The organism is Enterococcus sp. C46 (assembly GCF_040887565.1).
Taxonomy (GTDB): Bacteria; Bacillota; Bacilli; order Lactobacillales; family Enterococcaceae; genus Enterococcus_B; species Enterococcus_B lactis.
In genome coordinates this window covers 87,826-110,613 of record NZ_JBFOGA010000007.1, presented here as the reverse complement: position 1 = coordinate 110,613, position 22,788 = coordinate 87,826, and the positions used below count along the sequence as shown (strand labels likewise).

Annotated in this window: 19 protein-coding genes and 1 pseudogene; 13 read left to right on the top strand and 7 right to left on the bottom strand. The window is 38.9% G+C overall.

Annotation, left to right across the window (positions count from 1 at the left end):
* The first annotated feature begins 176 nt into the window (after positions 1-176).
* Positions 177-1,160: a tRNA-dihydrouridine synthase gene (locus AB3I27_RS10860; RefSeq protein ID WP_104760238.1), complete on the top strand. Its 984-nt coding sequence runs from the start codon at positions 177-179 to the stop codon at positions 1,158-1,160.
* Between the two features lie 324 nt (positions 1,161-1,484).
* Positions 1,485-2,522: a zinc-binding alcohol dehydrogenase family protein gene (locus tag AB3I27_RS10855; protein WP_002316877.1), complete on the top strand. Its 1,038-nt coding sequence runs from the start codon at positions 1,485-1,487 to the stop codon at positions 2,520-2,522.
* Between the two features lie 84 nt (positions 2,523-2,606).
* Here AB3I27_RS10855 and AB3I27_RS10850 read toward each other — a convergent pair whose 3' ends face one another.
* Both AB3I27_RS10850 and AB3I27_RS10845 read right to left on the bottom strand, forming a co-directional pair.
* Positions 2,607-2,930 carry an AzlD domain-containing protein gene (locus tag AB3I27_RS10850; RefSeq protein WP_002310520.1) on the bottom strand — a complete coding sequence of 108 codons (324 nt, stop codon included), beginning with the start codon at positions 2,928-2,930 and terminating at the stop codon, positions 2,607-2,609.
* Positions 2,917-3,624, bottom strand: a complete 708-nt coding sequence (locus AB3I27_RS10845; RefSeq protein WP_002314305.1) for an AzlC family ABC transporter permease — start codon at positions 3,622-3,624, stop codon at positions 2,917-2,919. Before AB3I27_RS10845 ends, AB3I27_RS10850 begins: the two co-directional genes overlap by 14 nt.
* 458 nt (positions 3,625-4,082) lie before the next feature.
* Between AB3I27_RS10845 and AB3I27_RS10840 the strand changes: the two genes are divergently transcribed.
* Positions 4,083-4,472 carry a helix-turn-helix transcriptional regulator gene (locus AB3I27_RS10840; protein WP_235688759.1) on the top strand — a complete coding sequence of 130 codons (390 nt, stop codon included), beginning with the start codon at positions 4,083-4,085 and terminating at the stop codon, positions 4,470-4,472.
* Positions 4,469-5,020, top strand: coding sequence for a DUF1524 domain-containing protein (locus AB3I27_RS10835; protein ID WP_104760239.1), 552 nt, complete (start codon positions 4,469-4,471; stop codon positions 5,018-5,020). Before AB3I27_RS10840 ends, AB3I27_RS10835 begins: the two co-directional genes overlap by 4 nt.
* Before the next feature lie 336 nt (positions 5,021-5,356).
* Here the strand turns inward: AB3I27_RS10835 and AB3I27_RS10830 are convergent, their stop codons facing one another.
* Positions 5,357-6,514, bottom strand: coding sequence for an ROK family protein (locus AB3I27_RS10830; RefSeq protein WP_368022995.1), 1,158 nt, complete (start codon positions 6,512-6,514; stop codon positions 5,357-5,359).
* Between the two features lie 221 nt (positions 6,515-6,735).
* Here AB3I27_RS10830 and xylA point away from each other — a divergent pair, with 221 nt between their 5' ends.
* From xylA to xylB, 6 genes are all read left to right on the top strand, one after another.
* Positions 6,736-8,043 (top strand): xylose isomerase, encoded by a 1,308-nt coding sequence (gene xylA, locus AB3I27_RS10825; protein WP_104760241.1) that lies wholly within the window; start codon positions 6,736-6,738, stop codon positions 8,041-8,043.
* Positions 8,044-8,056: 13 nt separating this feature from the next.
* Positions 8,057-9,667: a glycoside hydrolase family 43 protein gene (locus tag AB3I27_RS10820; RefSeq protein ID WP_104760242.1), complete on the top strand. Its 1,611-nt coding sequence runs from the start codon at positions 8,057-8,059 to the stop codon at positions 9,665-9,667.
* Positions 9,664-10,962, top strand: coding sequence for an ABC transporter substrate-binding protein (locus AB3I27_RS10815; protein WP_104760243.1), 1,299 nt, complete (start codon positions 9,664-9,666; stop codon positions 10,960-10,962). Before AB3I27_RS10820 ends, AB3I27_RS10815 begins: the two co-directional genes overlap by 4 nt.
* A 40-nt stretch (positions 10,963-11,002) precedes the next feature.
* On the top strand, positions 11,003-11,917 hold the full coding sequence (locus AB3I27_RS10810; protein WP_002346264.1) for a carbohydrate ABC transporter permease: 915 nt from the start codon (positions 11,003-11,005) through the stop codon (positions 11,915-11,917).
* Positions 11,910-12,743, top strand: a complete 834-nt coding sequence (locus AB3I27_RS10805) for a carbohydrate ABC transporter permease (protein ID WP_002320451.1) — start codon at positions 11,910-11,912, stop codon at positions 12,741-12,743. The genes AB3I27_RS10810 and AB3I27_RS10805 overlap by 8 nt, the downstream gene beginning before the upstream one ends.
* A 63-nt stretch (positions 12,744-12,806) precedes the next feature.
* On the top strand, positions 12,807-14,288 hold the full coding sequence (xylB, locus tag AB3I27_RS10800; protein WP_104760244.1) for a xylulokinase: 1,482 nt from the start codon (positions 12,807-12,809) through the stop codon (positions 14,286-14,288).
* Positions 14,289-14,976: 688 nt separating this feature from the next.
* Here xylB and AB3I27_RS10795 read toward each other — a convergent pair.
* A pseudogene (locus AB3I27_RS10795) lies at positions 14,977-15,819 on the bottom strand (SWIM zinc finger domain-containing protein); the annotation flags it as partial.
* Positions 15,820-16,385: 566 nt separating this feature from the next.
* Between AB3I27_RS10795 and AB3I27_RS10790 the strand changes: the two are divergent.
* Together AB3I27_RS10790 and AB3I27_RS10785 are read left to right on the top strand one after the other, a co-directional pair.
* The gene (locus AB3I27_RS10790) at positions 16,386-17,282 is read left to right on the top strand and encodes an AraC family transcriptional regulator (protein WP_104760246.1); all 897 of its coding nucleotides are present in this window, start codon (positions 16,386-16,388) and stop codon (positions 17,280-17,282) included.
* 98 nt (positions 17,283-17,380) lie between these two features.
* Positions 17,381-17,863 carry a GyrI-like domain-containing protein gene (locus tag AB3I27_RS10785; RefSeq protein WP_002310484.1) on the top strand — a complete coding sequence of 161 codons (483 nt, stop codon included), beginning with the start codon at positions 17,381-17,383 and terminating at the stop codon, positions 17,861-17,863.
* 261 nt (positions 17,864-18,124) lie between these two features.
* Here AB3I27_RS10785 and AB3I27_RS10780 read toward each other — a convergent pair whose 3' ends face one another.
* Positions 18,125-18,592 (bottom strand): Rrf2 family transcriptional regulator, encoded by a 468-nt coding sequence (locus AB3I27_RS10780; RefSeq protein ID WP_104760247.1) that lies wholly within the window; start codon positions 18,590-18,592, stop codon positions 18,125-18,127.
* A gap of 122 nt (positions 18,593-18,714) precedes the next feature.
* Between AB3I27_RS10780 and AB3I27_RS10775 the strand changes: the two genes are divergently transcribed.
* Entirely contained in the window at positions 18,715-19,566 is an 852-nt protein-coding gene (locus AB3I27_RS10775; RefSeq protein ID WP_104760248.1) for an SDR family oxidoreductase, read from the top strand.
* A gap of 333 nt (positions 19,567-19,899) precedes the next feature.
* On the opposite strand, the gene nagE is transcribed toward AB3I27_RS10775, so the two are convergent.
* Complete coding sequence (gene nagE, locus AB3I27_RS10770) at positions 19,900-21,858, bottom strand: N-acetylglucosamine-specific PTS transporter subunit IIBC (RefSeq protein WP_368022992.1); 1,959 nt, start codon at positions 21,856-21,858, stop codon at positions 19,900-19,902.
* Positions 21,855-22,727, bottom strand: coding sequence for a PRD domain-containing protein (locus AB3I27_RS10765; RefSeq protein WP_002310480.1), 873 nt, complete (start codon positions 22,725-22,727; stop codon positions 21,855-21,857). The genes nagE and AB3I27_RS10765 overlap by 4 nt, the downstream gene beginning before the upstream one ends.
* Between the last annotated feature and the right edge of the window lie 61 nt (positions 22,728-22,788).

The following is a 22,788-nucleotide window of genomic DNA, read 5'->3' as shown; positions in this document are numbered from 1 at the left end:
ACCATTTATTCCGGAAAATGGACTGTGATAAGATTTTTGTCACAGTCTTTTTTGTTCAATCAGAAACATCTTTTAAGCTGTTCACTTTGCTTCTTTTTTTGTTTCCTAGTATAATGACAATGTTTTTGAGAAAGATTGCGACTTCACTGCTTGATAGAATGGAGAGTAACAAATAAATGACTACTAATTTTTGGAAAGAGCTGCCAAAGCCTTTTTTTGTTTTAGCACCAATGGAAGATGTAACAGATGTTGTATTTCGCCATGTCGTAAAGCATGCAGCAGCACCAGATGTCTTCTTTACTGAGTTTACAAACTCAGACAGTTTCTGTCATCCAGATGGAAAAGACAGTGTACGAGGAAGATTGACCTTTACAGAAGATGAACAGCCGATGGTTGCCCATATTTGGGGAGACAAGCCAGAATTTTTCCGAGAAATGAGCATTGCTATGGCAGAAATGGGCTTCCAAGGAATCGATATCAACATGGGCTGCCCAGTTCCTAATGTAGCAGAACGTGGAAAAGGCAGTGGCTTGATCCTTCGTCCAGAAGTAGCGGCACAATTGATTGAAGCGGCTAAAACTGGTGGTTTGCCTGTCAGCGTCAAGACGCGTATCGGCTATACGGAAATGTCTGAGATGGAAGAATGGATCAGTCACCTGCTTCATCAAGATATAGCCAATCTTTCTGTCCATTTGCGTACGCGTAAAGAGATGAGTAAAGTAGATGCACATTGGGAAGTCATTCCTAAAATCATTGCTTTACGTGACCAAATCGCTCCGCAAACACTAATCACGATCAATGGAGATATCCCCGATCGCCGGACAGGAGAAGAATTGGCTGAAAAATATGGCGTAGATGGCATCATGATTGGCCGGGGGATTTTCAAGAATCCTTATGCATTTGAAAAAGAACCGAGGGAACATACAGAAAAAGAACTGATTGGCCTACTTCGTCTGCAACTAGATCTGCAAGATCATTATTCAGAAATCATCCCGCGTTCGATCACAGGACTGCATCGTTTCTTTAAAATCTATATCAAAGGATTTCCTGGAGCAAATGACTTGCGTGTTCAGTTGATGAATACGAAATCTACCGATGAAGTACGAGAGATCTTAGACACCTTTGAAAAAGAACATCCAACGCTTTTCAGTGGACAATGATTTCTTGCTTGAACACCGCGAATCAGAGGTTGTGAGCCTGCCGTTTAACTCTGAGTTACAAGGAGCAATTTCAAAAAATAGCTCCTCATATTTTATGAATATTGTAACTTGTGACCGAAGAGTTGGTAGGAGAACACCGTTTATAAGAGGTTGTGACAAAAGTCTTGTCGCAACCTCTTTTTTAACCAAAAAAGTGCAAATAGTTTACTTTAAGTAAGAGAATAATTATGATGGATAAAAAAGGTGGAACAAATAACATACTATATATATTGAAATGAACACTGTATGGATGCTCCAACTTGATGAAGCTAAGGAGGAATTCGTATGTCAGAAAAGGAATTAATGAAGGTAGTCGGTTTTTATGAAGGGTTGCCGATCGATGATCCCAAAAGCTTTATGGATGAAAAAGAACAGGTACCTGTACCCAGTCCACAGGATCTTCTGGTAAAAGTCAACGCAGTATCTGTCAATCCTGTCGATACGAAACTTCGCCAAGATAATGGGATAAGAAATGCTTTGCGTATCTTAGGGTTTGATGGGGTCGGGAAAGTCGTTGCTGTAGGCGATGAAGTGCAAAAATTTTCTGTCGGGGATCGCGTGTTTTATGCAGGTACAACAACAAGAGCAGGAAGCAATCAAGAATACCAACTGGTTGACGAACGTATTGCCGCTCTTGCACCGAAAAATCTGTCAGATGAAGAAGCCGCAGCGTTGCCATTGACTTCATTGACCGCTTATGAATTGTTATTTGAAAAATTTGGTCTGATTCCAGAAGAAAATGCCAACCGCGGGAAAAAAATCTTAGTGATCAACGGAGCTGGGGGCGTCGGTTCGATTTTGAATCAACTAGCGCATTGGGCTGGTCTAGAAGTCTATGCGACTGCAAGTCCGAAGAATTTTGAATGGCTGAAAAAAACAGGTGTAGACTATCCAATTGATTATCATCAAGACTTAAGTAAAAGTTTTCGTGAATTAGGAATCGATCAAGTAGAGTATGTCGCTGTATTATTTGATATTACCCGCTACTTTGATCAGATCAAGCACCTTGTCCGACCATTTGGACATGTGGGAACGATCGTAGGAATCAAAGAGCCGTTAGACATAGGTGTTTGGAAAAACCAATCTATCAGTTTCGACTGGGAGTACATGTTCGCTAAAACAGACTATAACTATGAAATCGAAACGCAAGGAGAAGCTTTAGCGCACATTGCTGCTTTAGCAAACGAAGGGATTATCCGTAGTACATTGAGCAAGGTCTATTCAGATGGGATCAATGCGAAGAACTTGAAACAAGCAACCAAAGACGTAGAAACAGGACATATGTTAGGAAAAGTCGTTGTTAGTGGTCCGTTCAACGGATAAGTAGGAATACGCCGATTTTCTTCTTATCATAAATAAAAACAAGAGCTCATGACAGTAATTTGCCATAAGCTCCTGTTTTTTTATTTATAATAAGCGAATCAATGAAAGGGAAAGAATACCTACCAAGACGATCACCAATAAGCTTTTTGAAAGAATAGCAGCTAAAAGCGTAGGAACTGAAGCCAAAGCATTTTCGAGATTAATCTGCGGCAGATGTCCGATGTTTTGGGTAAATAGACTGCTGAACCATAAAGCAGACATAATGACGATTGGGACAAAACTTAAATACTCAAGCAACGGTCGCGGTAAGTCGAATTTTTTCAGTAAGACAAACGGTAGGACCCTAGAAAGCCAAGTCGCTAGAGTACAACCTAAAATAGTCAGCAATGTAAATTCAAAAGAAGGCATGTTTGATCCACACCCCCAATCCGCACCCAATCAATGTTACAACTACGATCACTAAGTTGCTTGGGATAAAAATCAGTCCGACATATACCAGAATCAAAGTGAGACCAATCAGGATCAACTGTAATCGTTTAGAGGTGTTTCTATCAGAAATGACTTGAAGATAAAGTAAGCCGATAAACATAGCGACGATGGCGAAATCCAAACCAAACTGTTTCGGATCAGTAATAAAATTACCTAAAAATGCGCCAACAAGAGAAGAACCCACCCACGTCAAATAAGAAATCCAATTAGCTGTATTCATCCAACGAAAGTTTAACTTTTGTCCAGTATAGTTCAATTTATTCATTCCCAGTGCGAAACTTTCATCTGTCAGCAATGTGCCAATCAGCAGATTTTGAAGTAGCCGATTTTTCTTGAAATAAGGGGCAATCGTCATACTCATCAAAATCATTCGGGAATTGACTAGAAAGGTCGAGAGAACGATGGAAAGCAACGGACTATGGCTAGCAAGCATGCTGACTGTGATAAATTGGGCGGAACCAGCATAGATCAGCAGGGACATCAACGTGACGACTAGCGGATGAAACCCGGCAGCTTTCCCAACGATACCAAATGCAAGTCCAATACCGATATAACCAAAAACGGTAGGTAACGTGTCTTTGATCGCAGTTTTTATATCTAATTTTTCATCCAATAACAAAACTCCTTTAGCACGACATAAATTTTCATAATTGTCGTCAAACTTGTGAATATTCTAAATTTTTGTTCAACGTTTGTCAATGGTAAATAGTTCATACGGGGGAATACTTAGAAGATAAAATTCTACTAGAAAAAATAAAAATGAGTATATTTCATATAGTAAAAATAAAATAACGTATTATATGTATAATTTTACCGCTTATTCCTTATCCCTTAATGGATTTTAAAATTATAAAACAACTATTATGATTAAGTTTTTTTAAAAATACTGGTAAATGAACAATTGGTTTTAACAGCGATGATATCATGAAAAACAAGGAACGTCTTACGAAAAAATGATTTTTAGAAATGAAAAATGAAGATCAGATGGATTGGTATATGTTATTTCATACAAAATCATGTTGCGATTGTTTTCAACTGAAGGAGAGCCATATTTATAAAGGAGTTGGCAAAATGGAAGTATGGGAGATCATCGAATTTGTTCGAAAGCAAAAAGGTATCTCCGTAGCAGAATTATGCGGAAAGGAAGTCAGCCGATCCGTTTACGAACGGTTTGTAAAAAATCAAGCAGACACGACAGTTAGCAAATTTTCATATTTTTTACAAAAACTCAATCTTGGTTATGATGAACTTAGGATATTCGATTATCCGCCGGAAGTGGCAAACATGGACCGGATGATGAAAGAAATGGTTTTAGCATTTATGAATCAAGATAAAGAAGAATTACAACATTTGATCAGCCTGTGCGAAGAAAAAGGAGACATCACTCAAAAGGAGAGACATCTAGCTAGTTTATGTAAATTACTGATTGCTCGTATAGTAGATGAGCCAATTGCTGTTTGACTGGATACAATGCAGAACTATCAAATAAACTTTTCACTGAGAAAAAATCTATGTATAGACGATCAAATATAACATTGACACGTGAGTTAGTGGATAAATATATGAAGTGGGACGAACAATCAATTACTGCCAGAGCAAAAGAATTGAGTAGTGAAGCATTATCAATATGGAAATTTCCAATTAAAACAGATGTAGAGGTCCTACCATCTATAGCAGGCGAACACTATCTAGATGAAGATATAAATATCACAGGAAATAAACCTAAATTGTTATCTATCGATGAAAAAGAATTTAAAGTAGATAGTTGGAAAAAATTATTACTTACATTTTTGGATTTCGTATGGGAAGTTGATAGTCGGACGTTTGCTAATTTAAAAAAGAAGGAAGCACTTAAACGATTGTTTGATATAGAGGAAATGAGAAACCCTGGAATGCTATCAAATGGAGATAGCATTGAAACAAATTTTAGTGCTGAAACAATACTTTCAATTGTGAAGTTAATTGCTGTAGAATACGATATTTTTGAAGATATAAGTTACACAATTTAAATTTAATTGAAGAGTTGAAATCTATGAATTTCTTAAAGTTGTTACGATAAAATATAGAAAAAGAGGCTGGGACAGAAGCGTTTAACTCCAAGTAATAAGAAGGAATTCACGAAAATTACTTTTCAAATTTTTGTGAATTTCAGCTTATTTCCGAAGGAGTTGCTTCTGCTTCCGCCGTTTATATGCGTTTAGAGGGTGAGACAAAAGTGTTCTTTACTTTTGTCCCACGCTCTTTTTCATATGTGATTGGACAAAATACATAATAGTTAAAAGTTATTTAACCAACGAGCTATATAGGAAAATAATAATTTATATAAAAAAGATTATCTTTCCATTTTAATCTTTTCCCAACTTCAACTTCCGTATATTCAAGAAGTGCTGAGCAGTGACTGCCAAGGCACCGTATAAAATCGCATTGCCTTTCAAACGGGTGTTGCGTACCAAAATGTCTTTCGTAAACTGGCTTGTCAAGTTCGCATGGATTTGTTCGATCATTTGCGGATTTTTTTCGTAAAGCTTACTATTGATGACGATCACATCTGGGTCATACATCATGATGATATTATTGATCCCAATGCTTAACAGGGCAGCATTTTTTTTGAGTAGATCTGTGGCATCTGTGTCTCCCTTTTTGACATAATCAGTCAAGATATCTGAGTTGACATAGTCTAACCCTTTTAACCGGGCAAATTCTTCATAAACAGCTTTGCTGGAAGCATATTGTTCCAAGCATCCTGAATTCCCACAAGGACAAGGTCGACCATCAGGGTATAAAATCGAGTGACCAAGTTCCCCAGCCTTTCCATGTTTGCCGACTTGCAATTTCCCAGATGCTACAATCCCGCAACCAATACCACTGTGTATACTAATACTTACAAGGTTTTGATAATGGGAAGAGAAGGTATATTCTCCCAAAGCCGCCAAGTTTGCTTCGTTATGTAGGTAAATAGGAAAGTCATAATGATCAGCTAATTCTTTTTGTAAATCGATTTTGTGCAGATCATAATAGGGCGTAAAAATTGGGTGGTCTTCGAAAACTACGCCGTGTATACCAATCGTCATCCCGACAATTCCATGTGGCGTTTCTGGCAAGTCTCTTATCAATTGATGGATTGACTCTTGAATGTGATCAAACACGTTTGTGGCATCAATCGAGATCCGACGCTTAGAGATCGAAGATAGGACAGTGCCGTCAATATAAGAAAGCATTCCTTCTAAATAATTATAGCCAATATCAAAAGAAAGAGCTGTGGCAGATTGGGGATTGAAAGTCAACATGATCGGCTTTCTTCCTCCTGCAGTGGAGGCATCTCCGACACGGGTTTCAACAATCAGCTGATCATCTAGAAGTTTTTTAGTGATGTCTGACACAGATGCTTTGTTCAACCCTGTTGCAGCGGCTAATTCTGCGCGAAATACTTCTTTTTTTTCAATAATCGTTTTTAAAAGCGTTGCTTGGTTCAATTCGCGAATCGTGTATTTACTTGAGATCATAGAAGTTCCTTTCTTGGTCCTCTGCTAGTAAAACCAACGTTATATGTTAAAGTATAGCGTGTCTTATTCCATTCGACAATGAAACATTTGTTATAAAATTAGAATCAATTAAATGACAAATGAATTTTTTGAAAGCGCTTGACAAAGATAAAGAAAGTCGCTTATGATGCAATTGTAAATTAGTTTAGTGTACTAATCAACTAAAAACAAGGAGGAACAAGATGAGTTATTTTCCGATGATCAAAGAAGTAAAGTATGAAGGGCCAAGAACAGAAAATCCATTTGCTTATCGACATTATGATCCTGAACAAGAAATCTTGGGGAAACCAATGAAAGAACATTTACGATTTGCAGCTGCTTACTGGCACACGATGACGCAAGACGGATCTGATCCATTCGGCAACCCTGTGAATATTCGCTCTTGGGAAGGCGAAAATCCATTAGAAACAGCGAAGAACCGAGTAGAAGCATTTTTTGAACTTCTTGAAAAATTGCATATCGAATATTTCTGTTTCCATGATGTAGACATTGCTCCAGCTGGGGATTCTTTAGAAGAATTTTTCCAAAACATAGATACCATCACAGATTTGATCAAAGAAAAAATGGAACAGACTGGGATCAAGTTGCTTTGGAATACCGCCAATTTATTTTCTCATCCGCGTTTTGTCCATGGAGCAGCTTCGTCAAGCAACGGAGAAGTTTTTGCCTACGCTGCAGCTCAAGTAAAGAAAGGATTAGATGTCAGTAAAAAGCTAAATGGAAAGAACTACGTCTTCTGGGGCGGACGAGAAGGTTATGAGTCTTTGCTGAACACCGATATGAGATTCGAACAGGACAATATTGCGCGGTTATTCAAAATGGCGGTGGCATATGGTGAAAAAATCGAACATAAACCGCAATTTTTGATCGAACCTAAGCCCAAAGAACCTTCGAAACATCAATATGACTTTGACGCTGCTACGACAATGGCATTTATCCAGAAATATGATTTATCAGGAGACTTCAAGCTCAATCTTGAAGCAAATCATGCGACTTTGGCAGGCCACACCTTTGAACATGAATTGACTGTTGCCCGATGCTATGATGCTTTGGGATCAATCGATGCCAATCAAGGGGATCTTCTTCTAGGGTGGGATACAGATGAATTTCCAACCAATATTTATGACACGACGCTAGCCATGTACGAAATTTTGAAAAATGGCGGGATCGCACCAGGAGGAATCAACTTTGATTCGAAAGTACGACGTTCTTCCTTTGAGATGGAAGATCTATTACTTGCGCATATTGCTGGAATGGATACCTTTGCACGAGGATTGAAAGCTGCCGCACGATTGATAGAAGAGGAGTTTTTCGAAACAATCAAAGAAAAACGTTATGCAAGCTATAAATCAGGTGTGGGAGAACGGATCGTCATGGATCAGGAAGATCTTGAATCACTGACAGAGTATGCTTTAGCACATGACCAAATAAAGAATGAATCAAGTCACTTAGAATGGATCAAGTCGCGTTTGAACGATTACCTAGTATAGAAAGGAATTCTTTATGATAAATAACCCGATTTTAACTGGATTCCATCCAGATCCTAGTGTTTGTCGTGTTGGGAAAGATTATTATATCGCTGTTTCTACTTTTGAATGGTTCCCAGGTGTCATGATCTATCATTCAAAGGATTTAAAACATTGGCACTTGGTAAGTACGCCTGTCAACCGAACAAGTCAGCTGAATATGTTAGGGAACCCGGATTCTGGAGGTGTCTGGGCTCCTGCTTTGAGTTATCACGATGGGAAATTCTGGCTGATCTATTCCGATGTCAAGGAATTGAGTTGTAGTTGGAAAGACGTGAACAATTATTTGATTACATGTGATACCATCGACGGAAAATGGACAGATCCAATCTATTTGAATAGCTCAGGATTCGATCCTTCCTTGTTCCATGAGGAAGATGGGAAAAAGTACTTGGTCAATATGGTTTGGGATTATCGTCCTACTCGTCATTCTTTCTATGGAATCGCCCTTCAAGAATATTCACCCGAAGAAAGAAAATTGATTGGTCCATCAAAGATCATCTTTAAAGGGACGAATCGAAAATTGACAGAAGCACCTCATCTTTATAAAATCAACGGTTATTACTATTTGCTGACTGCAGAAGGTGGGACGAAGTATGAACATGCGGCAACCATTGCCCGATCAAAGAAAATCGAGGGTCCGTACGAGATCCATCCAGAGAATCCGTTGATTACTTCTTGGTCATCTCCCGAACTGCCTTTGCAAAAAGCAGGTCATGGGTCATTCGTTCAGACACATACAGATGAATGGTATTTTGTCCATTTGACAGCTAGACCACTAAAATACAAAGAAACACCGCTTTTAGAAAACAGAGGGTATTGCCCCTTAGGAAGGGAAACTGCGATCCAGAAAATAGAGTGGAAAGGGGGATGGCCGTATATAACTGGAGGGAATTTTCCAAAAAATAGAGTGGAAAGCCCGTCCATACCAGAACAGATGTGGGAAAAAACACCTATCAAAGAATCATTCGATCAAGAACAGCTCCCTCTGCATTTTCAAACATTAAGGATTCCCTTTACCGAAGAAATCGGTAGTTTGACTGAGCGAAAAGGTTATTTGAGACTGTTTGGTCGAGAATCATTCCATTCGCTGTTCACCAAATCTTTAGTTGCTAGACGATGGCAGCATTTTTCATTTGAAGCCGTGACGAAAGTAGAATGTTCACCTGAGAATTTTATGCAACTAGCAGGAATGACGAATTATTACAATACTAAGAACTGGTCAAGCATCCATCTTACACATGATGAAGAGAAGGGAAGGGTCATCGCTCTTTTAGATTGTGTCAATGGACAATTATGTGAACCAGTCGGAATCATCCCCACACCTGATAATGTAAGCGCTGTATATTTAAAAACTATTGTTTCTTATGAGACATATCGTTATTCTTATTCATTCGACGGGAAAGTATGGATAGACGTTGGTCATACTTTTGATAGCTTAAAACTTTCCGATGATTATACTGCTGAAACCCAAGAAGGATTTTTCACGGGAGCATTTGTTGGTATGTTTGCCATCGATACTTCCGGCACAAGACTGGCTGCAGATTTTGATTTCTTTTCGTATGAAGAAAAAGGAGGGAAGCCATGAAACAATGGAAGAAGCTGAGTGTCGCTCTATTAGGAGTCAGTCTGATAGGCGTACTAACTGCTTGTGGAACGGGATCTGAACGTTCTTCAGAAGACAATTTAGAATTGACTGTGTGGACGTTCACAGACGAACTTTCGACGATGATCAATGAGTATTATTTGCCAGCTCATGAATCTTTGGATTACGAGATAAAGATCGTAGAGATTCCTTCTGATCAGTTTGAGACAAAATTAGATCCAGTGTTAGGAACAAGAAATGCACCTGATGTCATTGCCTTAGAATCTGCGTTCGTAAAAAAATATGTCGAATCAGGATTGATGGCTGATCTAGGAGAATACGGTCTGGAAGAAGCAGCAAGTGATACCTACTTATATGTCAAGGATGTCGGAACTAGCAGAGAAGGGACTTTACATGCTTTAGCTTGGCAAGCAGCGCCTGGCGGATTTTATTATCGTGCTTCTCTAGCAGAATCACTTTTAGGGATTACAGATGCAGACCAGATGCAAGAGCAAATAGCTGATTACGAGAAATTTTATGAAGTGGCAAAAGAAGTCAAAGAAAACAGTGGCGGGACTGTCCAGATGATCTCCAGTGTCCAAGACTTAGCAAAACCATTTTTTGGTATGCGGGAATCAGGATGGGTGGAAGATGAAAAGCTAATCATCGATGATAAACTTCATGAATTAATGGATATTTCACGGCGATTTGTTGAAGAAGATTTGACGAAAGATACAGAAGGTCAATCAGAAGCATGGTTTGCTGGAATGAATGGCGAGACAGACTTTGGATATAGTCCGCCTACATGGGGATTACATTATTGGTTGAAACAAAATGCTACTTCTGCAGACGGCTCTAGAACAACAGAAGGGGATTGGCGGATGATCCAAGGACCTTCTTCTTGGTTTTGGGGTGGTACATGGATCGGTGCCACGGACACCTCAGAAATGAAAGAAGAAGCGGCAGCGCTGATCCAATATCTAACTACTGACCCAGAATTTTTGGAACAATGGGCAAAAGATACGGGAGACTTCGTATCGAATGAACGGGTAGTAGAAGCAATCAAATCGTCTTACCAAGAAGACTTTCTGGGCGGGCAAAACCATTATAATGAGTTTTCTGAAATGGTCCAATCAATCAATGCAAAAATTCTGACTGAATATGATCAAACAATCGAAACGTTGTTTATCGACCATTGCTTGACACCTTATTCTAAAGGAGAGACGGACAAAGAATCGGCTATCCAAAATTTCAAAGATGCCGTAGCAAATGCTTATCCTGATTTAGAAATCGATTAGCTGGGACAGTTGTCTAAAAGGTACAAGAAAGGAGATTCGAGTGAAAAAAGCTAGATTTGAGCGCTACAATCGTTATGGTTTATTATTCATTGCCCCATTTTTCTTAGCATTTCTAGTATTTCAGCTTTATCCAATCTTCTATACTATTTTTTTAAGCTTCACAGATTTGAAAGGATGGAGTACAGAAGCCTCGATCGTCGGTTTCGAAAACTATGTCAATCTTTTGAACAATGCATTGTTCCTTCAATCAATCAGAAACACGTTGATTCTTTGGGGTGTGAATTTTGTCCCTCAGATTACGTTGGCGCTCCTTTTGGCTGCTTGGTTTACAAATCTCAAATTGAAGTTGAAAGGGACTGGTTTCTTTAAAATCATTTTCTATTTGCCAAACATTATTACAGCAGCGTCTGTAGCCGTTCTATTTTTTGCGTTGTTCAGCTTTCCGATGGGGCCGATGAATTTGGTCCTGACTCATTTAGGCGTGTTGGAGCGACCGTTTGATTTTTTCCGAAGTGTGGCAAGTACACGCTTGATTGTCTCTTTTATTCAGTTTTGGATGTGGTATGGACAGACAACGATCGTGCTTGTTTCAGGGATATTAAGTATCGATCAGTCGCTTTTCGAATCTGCTATGGTTGATGGTGCAAGTGATGCTCAGATTTTTCGAAAGATTACGTTGCCGTTATTGAAACCTATCATGCTGTATACTTTAGTGACGTCATTGATTGGGGGTCTGCAGATGTTCGATATCCCGTTTTTATTGACTAACGGAAATCCTGACAATAGTGTCAATACGATCACGATGTTCATCTACAAACAAGCGTTTACTGGTAGTCGGAATTTTCAGATTGCTGCGACAGCCTCTGTCATTTTGTTAGGGATGTCGATTCTTTTGAGTACATTGCTTTTCCGGTTTTTCCAAGAAAAGAGCAAAGTGAGGGGAAGAAATGGATAAACACTATCGGTTGCAACGTCTGCTGATTTATGGATTCATGTTGTTACTGACGTTTTTGAGTATTTTTCCCTTTTGGGTCGTTCTGATGAATTCCACACGTTCAGCAGAGCAAATACAACAAGGGCTATCCTTACTTCCGGGAACACAGTTAGCAGCGAATTGGCATGTTTTGAGGAATAAAGGATTCGATGTGTTCAACGGATTCCAAAATAGTTTGGTGATCTCAGCTGGTGCTACGTTATTGAATGTTTATTTCTCTGCCTTGACTGCGTACGGATTGATTGCTTATCGCTTCAAAGGAAAAAGACTTGCTTTTGCCGTTATTCTTGGATTGATCATGATTCCTCAGCAGATCAGCATGATTGGTTTTTATCAATTTATGAATCGGTTGGATTTGCTGAATAGCTATATTCCATTGATCTTTCCAGCGATTGCATCGCCTACGACTGTCTTCTTTTTGAAACAATATCTGGAGACTGTCTATCATTCCGATTTGGCAGATTCAGCGCGTTTAGATGGTGCAGGAGAGCTGAAGATTTTCCATAAAGTGATGCTTCCTTTGATGAAACCGGGATTAGCGACGATGGCTATATTTTCATTCGTGACTACTTGGAACAATTTTTTGATGCCGCTGATCTTGATCAACGATACTGACAAATTTACCTTGCCGATGTTGATCCAGCTGTTAAAAACCGATGTCTATCGTACAGAATTCGGCAGTATGTATCTAGGGATTTCTCTCAGTATCGCACCGCTTCTGCTGATTTATCTGTTTTTATCGAAGTACATTATAGGTGGCGTGACTGCAGGTGGGATCAAAGAATAGGAAAAACAGACATTGTCAGCAGTCGCTTTTGATATTTATAATAAAAACAAGGCAGGTGGTTAAATGTATATTTTAGGTATTGATCTAGGAACTAGTTCATTGAAGGGATTAGTAATGGATAGGAATGGGACGATCCAGGGTGCGGCGAGCGAAGACTATCCGTTGCTACAACCAGAAGCTGGATTTAGTGAACAAGATCCTAAAGACTGGATCCAAGCTTGTGGTCAAGTGATCGAAGAATTAGCTGAAAAAGTGCCTGATTTTACTCAAAAATTAGAAGGAATCAGTTTTTCTGGTCAAATGCACAGTTTAGTCGTACTAGATGAAGCAAACCAACCGTTAAGAAATGCGATTTTATGGAATGATGTGCGTACAACCAAAGAGTGTGAAGAAATAATGGAAAACTTTGGTGATCGATTACTTGAGATTACCAATAATCGCGCATTAGAAGGTTTTACGTTGCCTAAAATGCTATGGCTTCAAGAAAATGAGCCGGAATTATGGTCAAATGTTCGTCATGTTTTATTGCCGAAAGATTACCTTGGATTTTGGCTGACAGGAAACCAGCAGATGGATTATTCAGATGCTGCAGGTACGTTATTACTTGATATGGAAAGAAAAACATGGTCTGAGGATCTCTTACAGACTTTCCATATCTCTCCTAAAATACTGCCTCCGCTTGTATCTTCTACTACTTGCATTGGATCGGTACGCAAAGAACTAGCAGAACAATTTGGTTTTCACAAAGAAGTAAAGGTATTTGCTGGCGGAGCAGACAATGCATGTGCTGCTTTAGGTGCTGGGATCATCCAAGATGGCGCAGCTATGGTCAGTATTGGAACCTCAGGAGTATTTTTGTCTTATGAGAAAAATAACCAAAAGTCTTATGAAGGCAAACTCCATTTATTCCATCATGCAATAAATGATGCTTATTATTCTATGGGAGTGACATTAGCTGCGGGACACAGTCTCAATTGGTTCAAAAAGACTTTTGCCAAAGGACTTTCTTTTGACGAACTGCTGCAAGGAATTGAAAAGATCGAGCCAGGTTCAAATGGATTATTGTTCACACCCTATCTCTCAGGAGAACGAACACCGTACGCCGATAGTCAGATACGGGGGAGTTTCATTGGTATGGATACTCGACATACACTTAGCCATTTTACCCGAGCGGTGTTGGAAGGAATCACCTTTTCATTGAAAGATTCGCAACAGTTGATGGAAGAACTAGCGAGTCGCAGATTTACACGTATTGTTTCGGTGGGAGGAGGCGCAAAAAATCTTGCATGGCTACAAATCCAAGCAGATATTTTTGATGCAACGGTCTATTGTTTAAGTGTGGAGGAAGGACCTGCATTAGGCGCAACAATGATTGCTGCACTAGGATTAGGGTGGTTCGATACACCTGAAAGCTGTTGTCAGACTTTTATCCAATATACAGATGCAGTGGAACCTCTCTCACAAAATGTAGAAAAGTATCGTAAAATCTATCAACAATACCGAAAAATCTATCCAGCAACGAAGGAAATCTGTCATAACTTATAATTTATAAAACAGAAGGGCTGTGACAAAAGTTTTGTCACAGTCTCTTCTTCTTTCTTGAATCTGACCACTTCTGTCACAACCTCTTCCATCTTCTTTATTTCAACCTTGGTTCGATTCTTTTCATCTCAGCAATCAATGCTTTTCTGCGCGGATATTTTTCTCGAAGTTCTTTGGTCAACAATTTAGCTGTCACAAGTCCGTTTGGCAAGCTAGCCATTTTTTCTATTTGGTTGCCAAGTTTTTGGTATTCCAATTTTGTCGCAAAATTAGCTACGTTTTGACGTAATTCAAATTCATATTTTTGTAATAACTGTTTAGGACAATAGTTTTTCAAGATATCAAAGTACTGATCGACCATGATCAATCTGTCTGTACTTTTTACATAATCCCACAATAAATCATAACAACCTTCTGCTGCATAAAAACGATCCACATTTTTATGATATTTAAGAGCTGAAAACAGTTCATTACGTATGATCGGCCATGTTTCAGGTGGACATGCGTTTTTTAGTTTTTCCAATGTAGGGAAGTGGATACTGTCAGATGCTAATAAACGTTTTTTCAAATTTTCTATTTTACTTGTATCATCCGTATTTTTTAAAGTAGAGCCAGTTGTTTTTTTGATGGATTTAGACTGCTTGTCCGCGTGTGTTTGTTCTTTTTTGTGGAGCTCGCCTTTTTTTACAGATTCTTTTCGTTTTTTGGCTATTTTTTTCTTTTGGCTAGCAAACTCTTTTTCCTGAAATTCTTCTTTCAGGATTTTTATGGAGTAGTTTTTTGAATAAGAGGCGTCAGTATGATCGACTTGGCAGACGAACCAAGAGAACATTTGCCTTTTTTCTGCACGGGGTACTTCTGCTAATAATTCTTTCCATAAATAATAACAGTCCTCTATCAGAAGAAGTGATCGTTCGTCCGCAGGCTCCAAATAGCATGTTTCAAGAGTAGCAATCACTTCATTGATCAATTCGAATGCGGGAAGATAGGCATTTTGCTGTATAAGCGACTCAACAGCTTCTTGGATGAACTTTCGCATCTCCATGATGAACTTCGCTGTTTTCCTGTTTTTATTTTTTCCGATAGGATGATCGTATTTGTGGGCGATCGTTGCTAATTTATCTGTGTAGTTTATTGCATGGAGCGGGATTTTCTCTTTGAAGCGTTCGATAAATTGCGGATGTTCTATAAGAATCTCTGTTAAAAGTTCCCGTACAAGAGAGGAACTAGCGGAAGAAACAAGGGAAGAGAGTTCGGAAAGCGAGTAGTTGGATTTTTTTATGGGTTGTTCTTCGTAAGCGAATAAGACAGCGGCCATGTGCTTGCAGTTTTTTCCTTCTATGGCATATAAACAATCGCAAGTCATATTCATCTTTTCATCCCATGTGATCACTACCTTATAATCTTCCGTGCCAGAAACTGTTGCAGTCAAGTGTTTGCTCGTATAGTTCAAATGACTGACAAACCCGTGCAGATGATAGCTATACCTGCGTTCCAAAATGTTTTCAGGAAAAAGCTCAAGCCAATTATTCATATAGTTCTCCTTTCATGAAACACTTGTTTATATTTAGTATAAAGAATCGTCAAAGAAAAAAGTAGCTGATTTTACTATATCTGTGAAGCAACTTTTTCTCGAATTGTCAAAAATTAATTCTGCGTTCCTTTTCTTAGATAATGGGAGAAAAAGTAAAAAAATAGCGTATTTTAAAAATGGAACTTTTTGTTTTTTTATTTATCTGGCAAAAATGAAGGAATTTTGTTGGAAATAAATAATTGTTCCAATTGATAAAAGAGGTATGATGTAACGCAAAGAAAGATTCAAGCAGCGTTCGTATCAACAGTCCGAATCGCCACTTGCTTTGTACAGTAGATAGTAAGCGGTTTAACGAAGGGGATAAAAGATATTTTTCCTGCTTTGTTAACTTAGAATGTGTCTTCCCCAAAATTCATTTTTTCTAAAGGTAAAACATAAGTAGGCAGATACTACCAATTATCCGTTACAAAACGCTGCTTGAGATTTTTCTTTAAATCCATACAAATTTTTCTATACCCGACTAAATTGGTTCCTGATTCATCAAGTAATTGACTTTCTTTGATAATATGATAAAAATGCAAGCAAGGAGGAAGATAAACACGCTTAAAGATCTGAACCAATTGATTGATTACATCGAAGAACATTTGACAGAAAGTCTTACCTATAAAAAAATAGCCGAAAATACAGGAATCTCTGAATATCAGTTAAAGCGCATCTTTACGTTTATTGCAGGGATGTCTCTGATGGACTATATCAAAAACCGTAGATTGGCTTTGGCTAATCGCGATCTTCTAGGTGGGGAAAAAGTAACAGAAACGGCGTTTAGATATGGATATGAAACAGTCGAGGGTTTTTCAAGAGCTTTTCGTGATTGGTCAGGTTATCTGCCTTCAGAAATCAGCAGATATGGCATACAAAAATCTTTTCCACGCTTGACATTTTTTATTGATGTCAGAGGAGGAAAATCGATGGAATTTCGTATCGAAAAGAAAGAACAGTTTTATGTGGTAGGTGTGGCGAAAAAAGTCCCTGTCCAATTTGAAGGAGTCAATCAAGAAATACAAAAGTTAGTGCAGACGATTACGGAGACTCAAAGGGAAGAGATGCACAAGTTAGGAGATTTATATCCACATCAAGTAATCAACGTTTCTTATGGATTTGATGGAGACCGCTTGGAAGAAAAGGGTAGTTTAATGCACATGATCGGCTTTGCTACAACAAAAGAAAATCCGTACGCCGATTTAGAAATGCTTGCTATAGAAGAACATACTTGGGCCATTTTTCCTAATAAAGGACCATTTCCTCAAACTTTACAAGACACTTGGGGGAAAATCTATGCAGAATGGCTTCCTTCTTCAGATTATGAGTTAGTTGAAGCTCCCGAGATCTCTTTTACAAAATGGGGAGAGGACTTCAGTCATGTTTACAGCGAGATTTGGATTGCAGTGAAAGCAAAAAAATAGTTAAAAAATGAAAGTATCCCTACAAGAAGAGCGTAATCGTGTCATTTCTCTTTAATTTTATGTAAGATGAACTTAACATAATAGAAAGGGTGGGAGAAATGGCAAAGTATAAGATTGAAGAAAAACCAGAGTTTGCAGTGACAGGTATTGGTGTGGAATTGAAAAGTAGCAATACAGATTTTGTCGGTTTGGCAGCAGAGAAGCAAGCCTTTGAGCAAAAAGTCATCAGTGACGGAACAATAGACACCTTGAAAAAAGCTGCTGAAAATCATTATTTCTTTACAGTCAACGAACCCTATGACGGGAAAATGATGTACTATGTCGGTGTTCAAACGAGCCAAGATGTTCCTAACACTACGAGAATCATCCCATTTCCAAAAGGAACCTATCTCGTTGTAAGCGATTCATCTGAGTCGCCTGAAGAACTAAGGAATGATTTGACGAATACGGCCTTTGGACATGTTTTAAGAGAAGTAGAAGATTACGCCTATGTTGGGGGACCGAATGCTGTCGTCGAAATGGGTGTTGCCGATGGGAAATACATTGGAGAAATCTGGATACCGGTAGTCAACAAACCATGATAATATAGAGGTCGTGAAAGTAGCGTTTTGACCTGAGCATTAGAGAGGAAAAATGGAAAATAGCTTTCCATATTTTGTATTTTTCAGAACTAATGCCGAGGGTCAGCTACTTGAACACCGTTTATCAAGACGTCATGACTTCAGCGCTTTGACCTGAGCATTAGAGAGGAAAAGAGGCATGACAAGGCTTTTGTCCCCCAGAGAATAAAAGAATTTATGTAGACGATTCCGATCAGAAAAATGCAGGCCCAATAGAGAGAATTATAAAAATCTCTCTACGAGGCCTGTGTTTTCTGGTCTTTTTTCTTTTTCCAAAACGGCTATTTTATGTATCAGACTATCAAGTGTGATCTTAGCCATTTCTTCTTCTGCTTTTTTCTGCAGCCGAACGTAGCTTTCTTCTAAAGCTTCTTGGATATTTGCACCAACGACGCAATTTGGGTTTGTTTTTGGATCGACTTGGATAAGCTGTGTATTACCTTCAATGCTACGATAGACATCTAATAAAGAAATCTGATCTGGTCTTTTGGCAAGGGAAGGTTGCGGTTTTCCGGTTTTTGTAAGGATCAAGCCGGATTTTTTGAGCTGACTCATGATTTTACGTACATTTGCTGCATTTGTTTCGATACTACTGGCAATCATCTCACTAGAAAGCAATCGGGTATCTTGAAACATTTCAATATAGGCAAGTACATGGATTGCATCACTAAATTGCAGAGAATACTTCATCAATTGTCATCCTTTCATTTTTTTTGCTTGACTTATCTTACCACACTCTTTATGATAAAGGTGTAATTTATAAATGTACAGCTATAAATCTTAACAAATAAAAAGAATAAGGAGTGGGAAATATGCATTATTTAGTAACAGGAGCAACTGGAGGTTTTGGTGGTTATGCGCTGGAATTCTTAAAAAAGATGGTTCCACAAAATGAAATTTATGCACTAGTACGTAGTGAAGAAAAAGGAGAAGCACTAAAAGAAGCTGGATTTAATATACGTATTGGTGATTATGGTGATTTAGATTCACTGAAAGAAGCATTGAAAGGAATAGATCGATTGCTTTTTGTTTCTGGCGTTCCAGGAAATCGCCAAGCCGAACATGAGAATGTAGTGAAAGCAGCACAAGCAGCTGGGGTATCTTATATCGCTTATACAAGTTTTGCAGATGCCGATCACTCAATCAGTGTATTAGCGCCAGATCACCAATTCACTGAAAAAACGATTAAGGATTCAGGTATTCCCCATACATTTTTACGGAACAATTGGTATGTAGAGAATGAATTACCTATCATTGGGCAAGCTTTAAAAACTGGTCAATTCATTTATGCTGCAGGAAATGGAAAAACAGGTTGGGCATTGAAACGTGAATATGCAGAAGCCGCAGCAAAAGTACTAGTAGAGAATGACTCCCCAGAAATCTTAGAATTATCCGGCCATCTAACTGACTATGAAGAATTAGCCAAGGCATTAGCGCGTGCGACAGGTAAAGAGTTAGAAATTATTGAAGCAAGTGATGCAGCGTTTGTCGAAAATCTAAAAGAAGCCGGATTCCCTCAAGAAGCAGCTGACATGTTTTTAGCGATCCAACATGATATCAAAAAGGGTCAGTTAGCTGTTTCTTCTGATGATTTAGAAAAAGTTTTGGAAAAACCATTAGTCTCTCTTGAAGCAGCATTGAAAGAAATATTGGATCAGGAATAATGGATGATAAAAGAGGTTGTGAAAAAGCCGCTTAGTTTTGAGTATGAAGAAAAATTTTATGAAAATGGCTTACCACATTTTTGCATAAATTTGATTTCATACCGATAAACTGGTTTTTGAACACCGTTTACCAGAGGTTGTAAAAAAGCTGTTCTGCATCAAGTAATAAGAAGAGTCAAATAAAAATAGCTCTTCATATGTTTCGTTTGGCTGGACTTATTACCGCGGAGTTGGCAGGAGAACGCCGTTTTTATTCAGAAAAAGAAGCTGAGACAAGATTTTTGTCTCAGCTTCTTTTGTTTATCAATAAAAAAGTCTGGGGAAGACGATGGATCAGGCTTTATTGGAAACAGAGCCGATTTTATCATTTGCTTTTACATCACGTGCGGGTTCGATTTCTAAGCTTTGGACTTTGTCGCCATTTGTGAATACAACGACCATATCCGTGTTTTTGCCTGCAGATTGAATAGCAGCAAGATCAACTAAAGCAATCAATTGACCTCTTGCGACTTTTTGACCTTCTTCTACATATAAAGTGAATGGTTCGCCTTTTAAGTCAACAGTGTTGATGCCCATATGAAGCAAGACTTCGATACCAGAATCAGTTTGGATGCCAACGGCATGTTTCGTTGGGAAAATGTTTGTGATCGTACCAGCGATTGGAGAGAAGATTTCTCCATTTTCTGGTAATACAGCATAGCCGTCACCCATCATTTTTTCTGCGAATACATCATCTGAAACTTCAGTGATTGGAATCAGTTTCCCATTTGCGATAGCGTAAATATCTTGTTCGATCGTTCCACCGGCAAATGTTTCTGTTTTAACCACGGTGTTTGTTTGTGCAGGTCGTGCTGCAGCACCACCATGTAGTTTTGCCATCTCATCTGCGACGAATTGTACTTCTGTTCCTACAATAACTTGTGCGTTTTTCCCATCAATGATTTTCATTCCAGGTACGCCAGTGGCTTTGATTTTGTTTTGATCGATCAGGCCTGTATCTTTGACTTGCAAACGAAGACGTGTAGTACAGTTGTCGATTGAAGTTACATTGTCAGCTCCGCCTAATGCAGCGTAGATTTTGTTTGCTTGTGCAGCATATTTATTGTCTGAATTAGTCGTTGCAGTATCGTCATCTGAAAGATCTGCTTCCTCGCGGCCAGGAGTCATCAGATGGAATTTTTTGATAGCAAAGTTAAAGCCAAAGTAGTAGATCACTGCTGTTACTAACCCTTGGACGATCAACATCAAAGGCTGATTCGCAATCGGATTTTTAAAAGATAGGAAGTAATCGACAAATCCGGCACTAAAGGCAAATCCTGCTGTCCAATGGAAGAATGCACTCACTGCTAAAGAAATCCCAGTGAAAATTGCATGCAAGACATATAATGGCCAAGCAACGAACATAAATGAGAATTCAAGTGGTTCTGTTACACCAGTAAAGAATGAAGCAAAAGCTGCTGCTAACATCAATGAAGCTGTTTTTGCTTTGTTTTCTGGACGGGCATTTCTGTAAATAGCATATGCTCCTGCTGGAAGCCCGAACATCATGATTGGGAAAAATCCAGCTTGATACATTCCTGTTACTCCTTTTGTTCCTTCAGAAGCCAAGAATTTACCGATATCATTGATTCCAGCTACGTCAAACCAGAACACGGAGTTCATTGCTTGATGCAATCCTGTAGGGATCAGTAAACGGTTGAAGAAGCCATAAAGACCTGCACCAACCCAACCTAAACTCAAAATGAATTTAGCAAAAGAAACTAAAGCAGAGTAAACCGGAGGCCATACGAACAGTAGCACTGCACTGATCAGCAGCATGACGAAGGCAGCCAAGATTGGCACTAAACGCTTGCCGCTAAAGAAAGATAAAGCCATCGGTAATTTTGCTTCGTGGAAACGATTATAAAGAGCTGCCGCAATCAATCCGGCAATAATACCAATAAATACGTTACTGATCTGAGCAAAAGATGGATCAACTGATTCTGGTTTGATATTCAATAAAGTAGCTACTGAATCAGTTTTTAAAACATTTACTGGAACTTCAAATGCAACCAAACCTGCCAAGGCAGCAGCACCTGATTTGTCCACTGACATCCCTAGTGCTAACCCAACGGCAAACAGCAAAGGTAATTGACCTAAAACTGCGTTACCGCCAGCTTGTAAAAAATGAGCGACAATGTCGTTACTATAAGATGCCCACCAGTTTCCGATCCCTACTAGTAAAGCAGCAGCAGGTAAGACCGCAACTGGGAGTTGAAGGGAACGTCCCATTCGTTGTAGATATGCTTTCAATTTTTTTCCTCCTCATGATTGTTAACATTTGTTTGTACGATTGCGCTTCTTAAACGCTCGATATGGATGGCCAAGTAACCCAGTTCTTCTTTCGTGATCGCGAGCTGGTATTCTTTGGTCAGCAACACACGGATTTTTTTAGAAATCTTATAGCTTTCTGGGTATTTTCGTTTGACCATTTCTACGATTTCCGTATCTAAGACAGCATATTGTTGCGCATGGGTTCGTTGTAGAAGCAGTCGTAAATGATTCACCAGTCTTGAATAATTCAGTGAAAATGGTTCTGAATGGATATCTGTTTCCAATTCTGATTCCACTAAATGGATGATATCAGATACAATCGTCACTTCACGGATACTGCGATGGTTATTATTTCGACCGCTTCGTCCGCTGTGGATGTGGATTGCGATATATCCTGCTTCGTCATAAGTGTATGGAATCCCAAGCTCTTTTGTCAGATATTCTACTGCCCATTGAGCAATACTGAATTCATCACTGTAAAGCACTTCGATTTCTCTCAAAAGCTTGTTGCGGATGACGATACCGTTATTGATGTTCTCCGCAGAAAAAGCAATGTGGTCGGTCAAAGCGATCAACACATGTTCATTCAGTTTCTCCATCAAGACAGTTTCCGCATGATCGATGATTGTTTCTGCTGCAAACAAAAAGCGTTCATCGATCTGATTGAGTAGATTTTGCAATTTGATTTGTCCTTCTGGCTCCATGACGAATATCCGTTCAATATCACGATCAAAGATCAAATCATTTCTTTTTCTGTCAAATCCAATTCCTTTTCCAATAGCTACTTTTTCCTGCCCACCGTCATCTACCAATACTGCATTTTGATTAAAGATCTTTTTGATTTTCATGCGCGCACCCTTTTTGAAGATTTGGTTTTCATGTTTGCTAGACCAGTTGATTGCAGCCAAA

Bases quoted from the DNA above. Each gene is read 5' to 3' on its own strand.
- AB3I27_RS10860 (WP_104760238.1), top strand. From the start codon at position 177: ATGACTACTAATTTTTGGAAAGAGCTGCCAAAGCCTTTTTTTGTTTTA.
- AB3I27_RS10855 (WP_002316877.1), top strand. From the start codon at position 1,485: ATGTCAGAAAAGGAATTAATGAAGGTAGTCGGTTTTTATGAAGGGTTG.
- AB3I27_RS10850 (WP_002310520.1), bottom strand. From the start codon at position 2,930: ATGCCTTCTTTTGAATTTACATTGCTGACTATTTTAGGTTGTACTCTA.
- AB3I27_RS10840 (WP_235688759.1), top strand. From the start codon at position 4,083: ATGGAAGTATGGGAGATCATCGAATTTGTTCGAAAGCAAAAAGGTATC.
- AB3I27_RS10830 (WP_368022995.1), bottom strand. From the start codon at position 6,514: ATGATCTCAAGTAAATACACGATTCGCGAATTGAACCAAGCAACGCTT.
- xylA (WP_104760241.1), top strand. From the start codon at position 6,736: ATGAGTTATTTTCCGATGATCAAAGAAGTAAAGTATGAAGGGCCAAGA.
- AB3I27_RS10820 (WP_104760242.1), top strand. From the start codon at position 8,057: ATGATAAATAACCCGATTTTAACTGGATTCCATCCAGATCCTAGTGTT.
- AB3I27_RS10815 (WP_104760243.1), top strand. From the start codon at position 9,664: ATGAAACAATGGAAGAAGCTGAGTGTCGCTCTATTAGGAGTCAGTCTG.
- AB3I27_RS10805 (WP_002320451.1), top strand. From the start codon at position 11,910: ATGGATAAACACTATCGGTTGCAACGTCTGCTGATTTATGGATTCATG.
- xylB (WP_104760244.1), top strand. From the start codon at position 12,807: ATGTATATTTTAGGTATTGATCTAGGAACTAGTTCATTGAAGGGATTA.
- AB3I27_RS10790 (WP_104760246.1), top strand. From the start codon at position 16,386: ATGATAAAAATGCAAGCAAGGAGGAAGATAAACACGCTTAAAGATCTG.
- AB3I27_RS10785 (WP_002310484.1), top strand. From the start codon at position 17,381: ATGGCAAAGTATAAGATTGAAGAAAAACCAGAGTTTGCAGTGACAGGT.
- AB3I27_RS10780 (WP_104760247.1), bottom strand. From the start codon at position 18,592: ATGAAGTATTCTCTGCAATTTAGTGATGCAATCCATGTACTTGCCTAT.
- AB3I27_RS10775 (WP_104760248.1), top strand. From the start codon at position 18,715: ATGCATTATTTAGTAACAGGAGCAACTGGAGGTTTTGGTGGTTATGCG.
- AB3I27_RS10765 (WP_002310480.1), bottom strand. From the start codon at position 22,727: ATGAAAATCAAAAAGATCTTTAATCAAAATGCAGTATTGGTAGATGAC.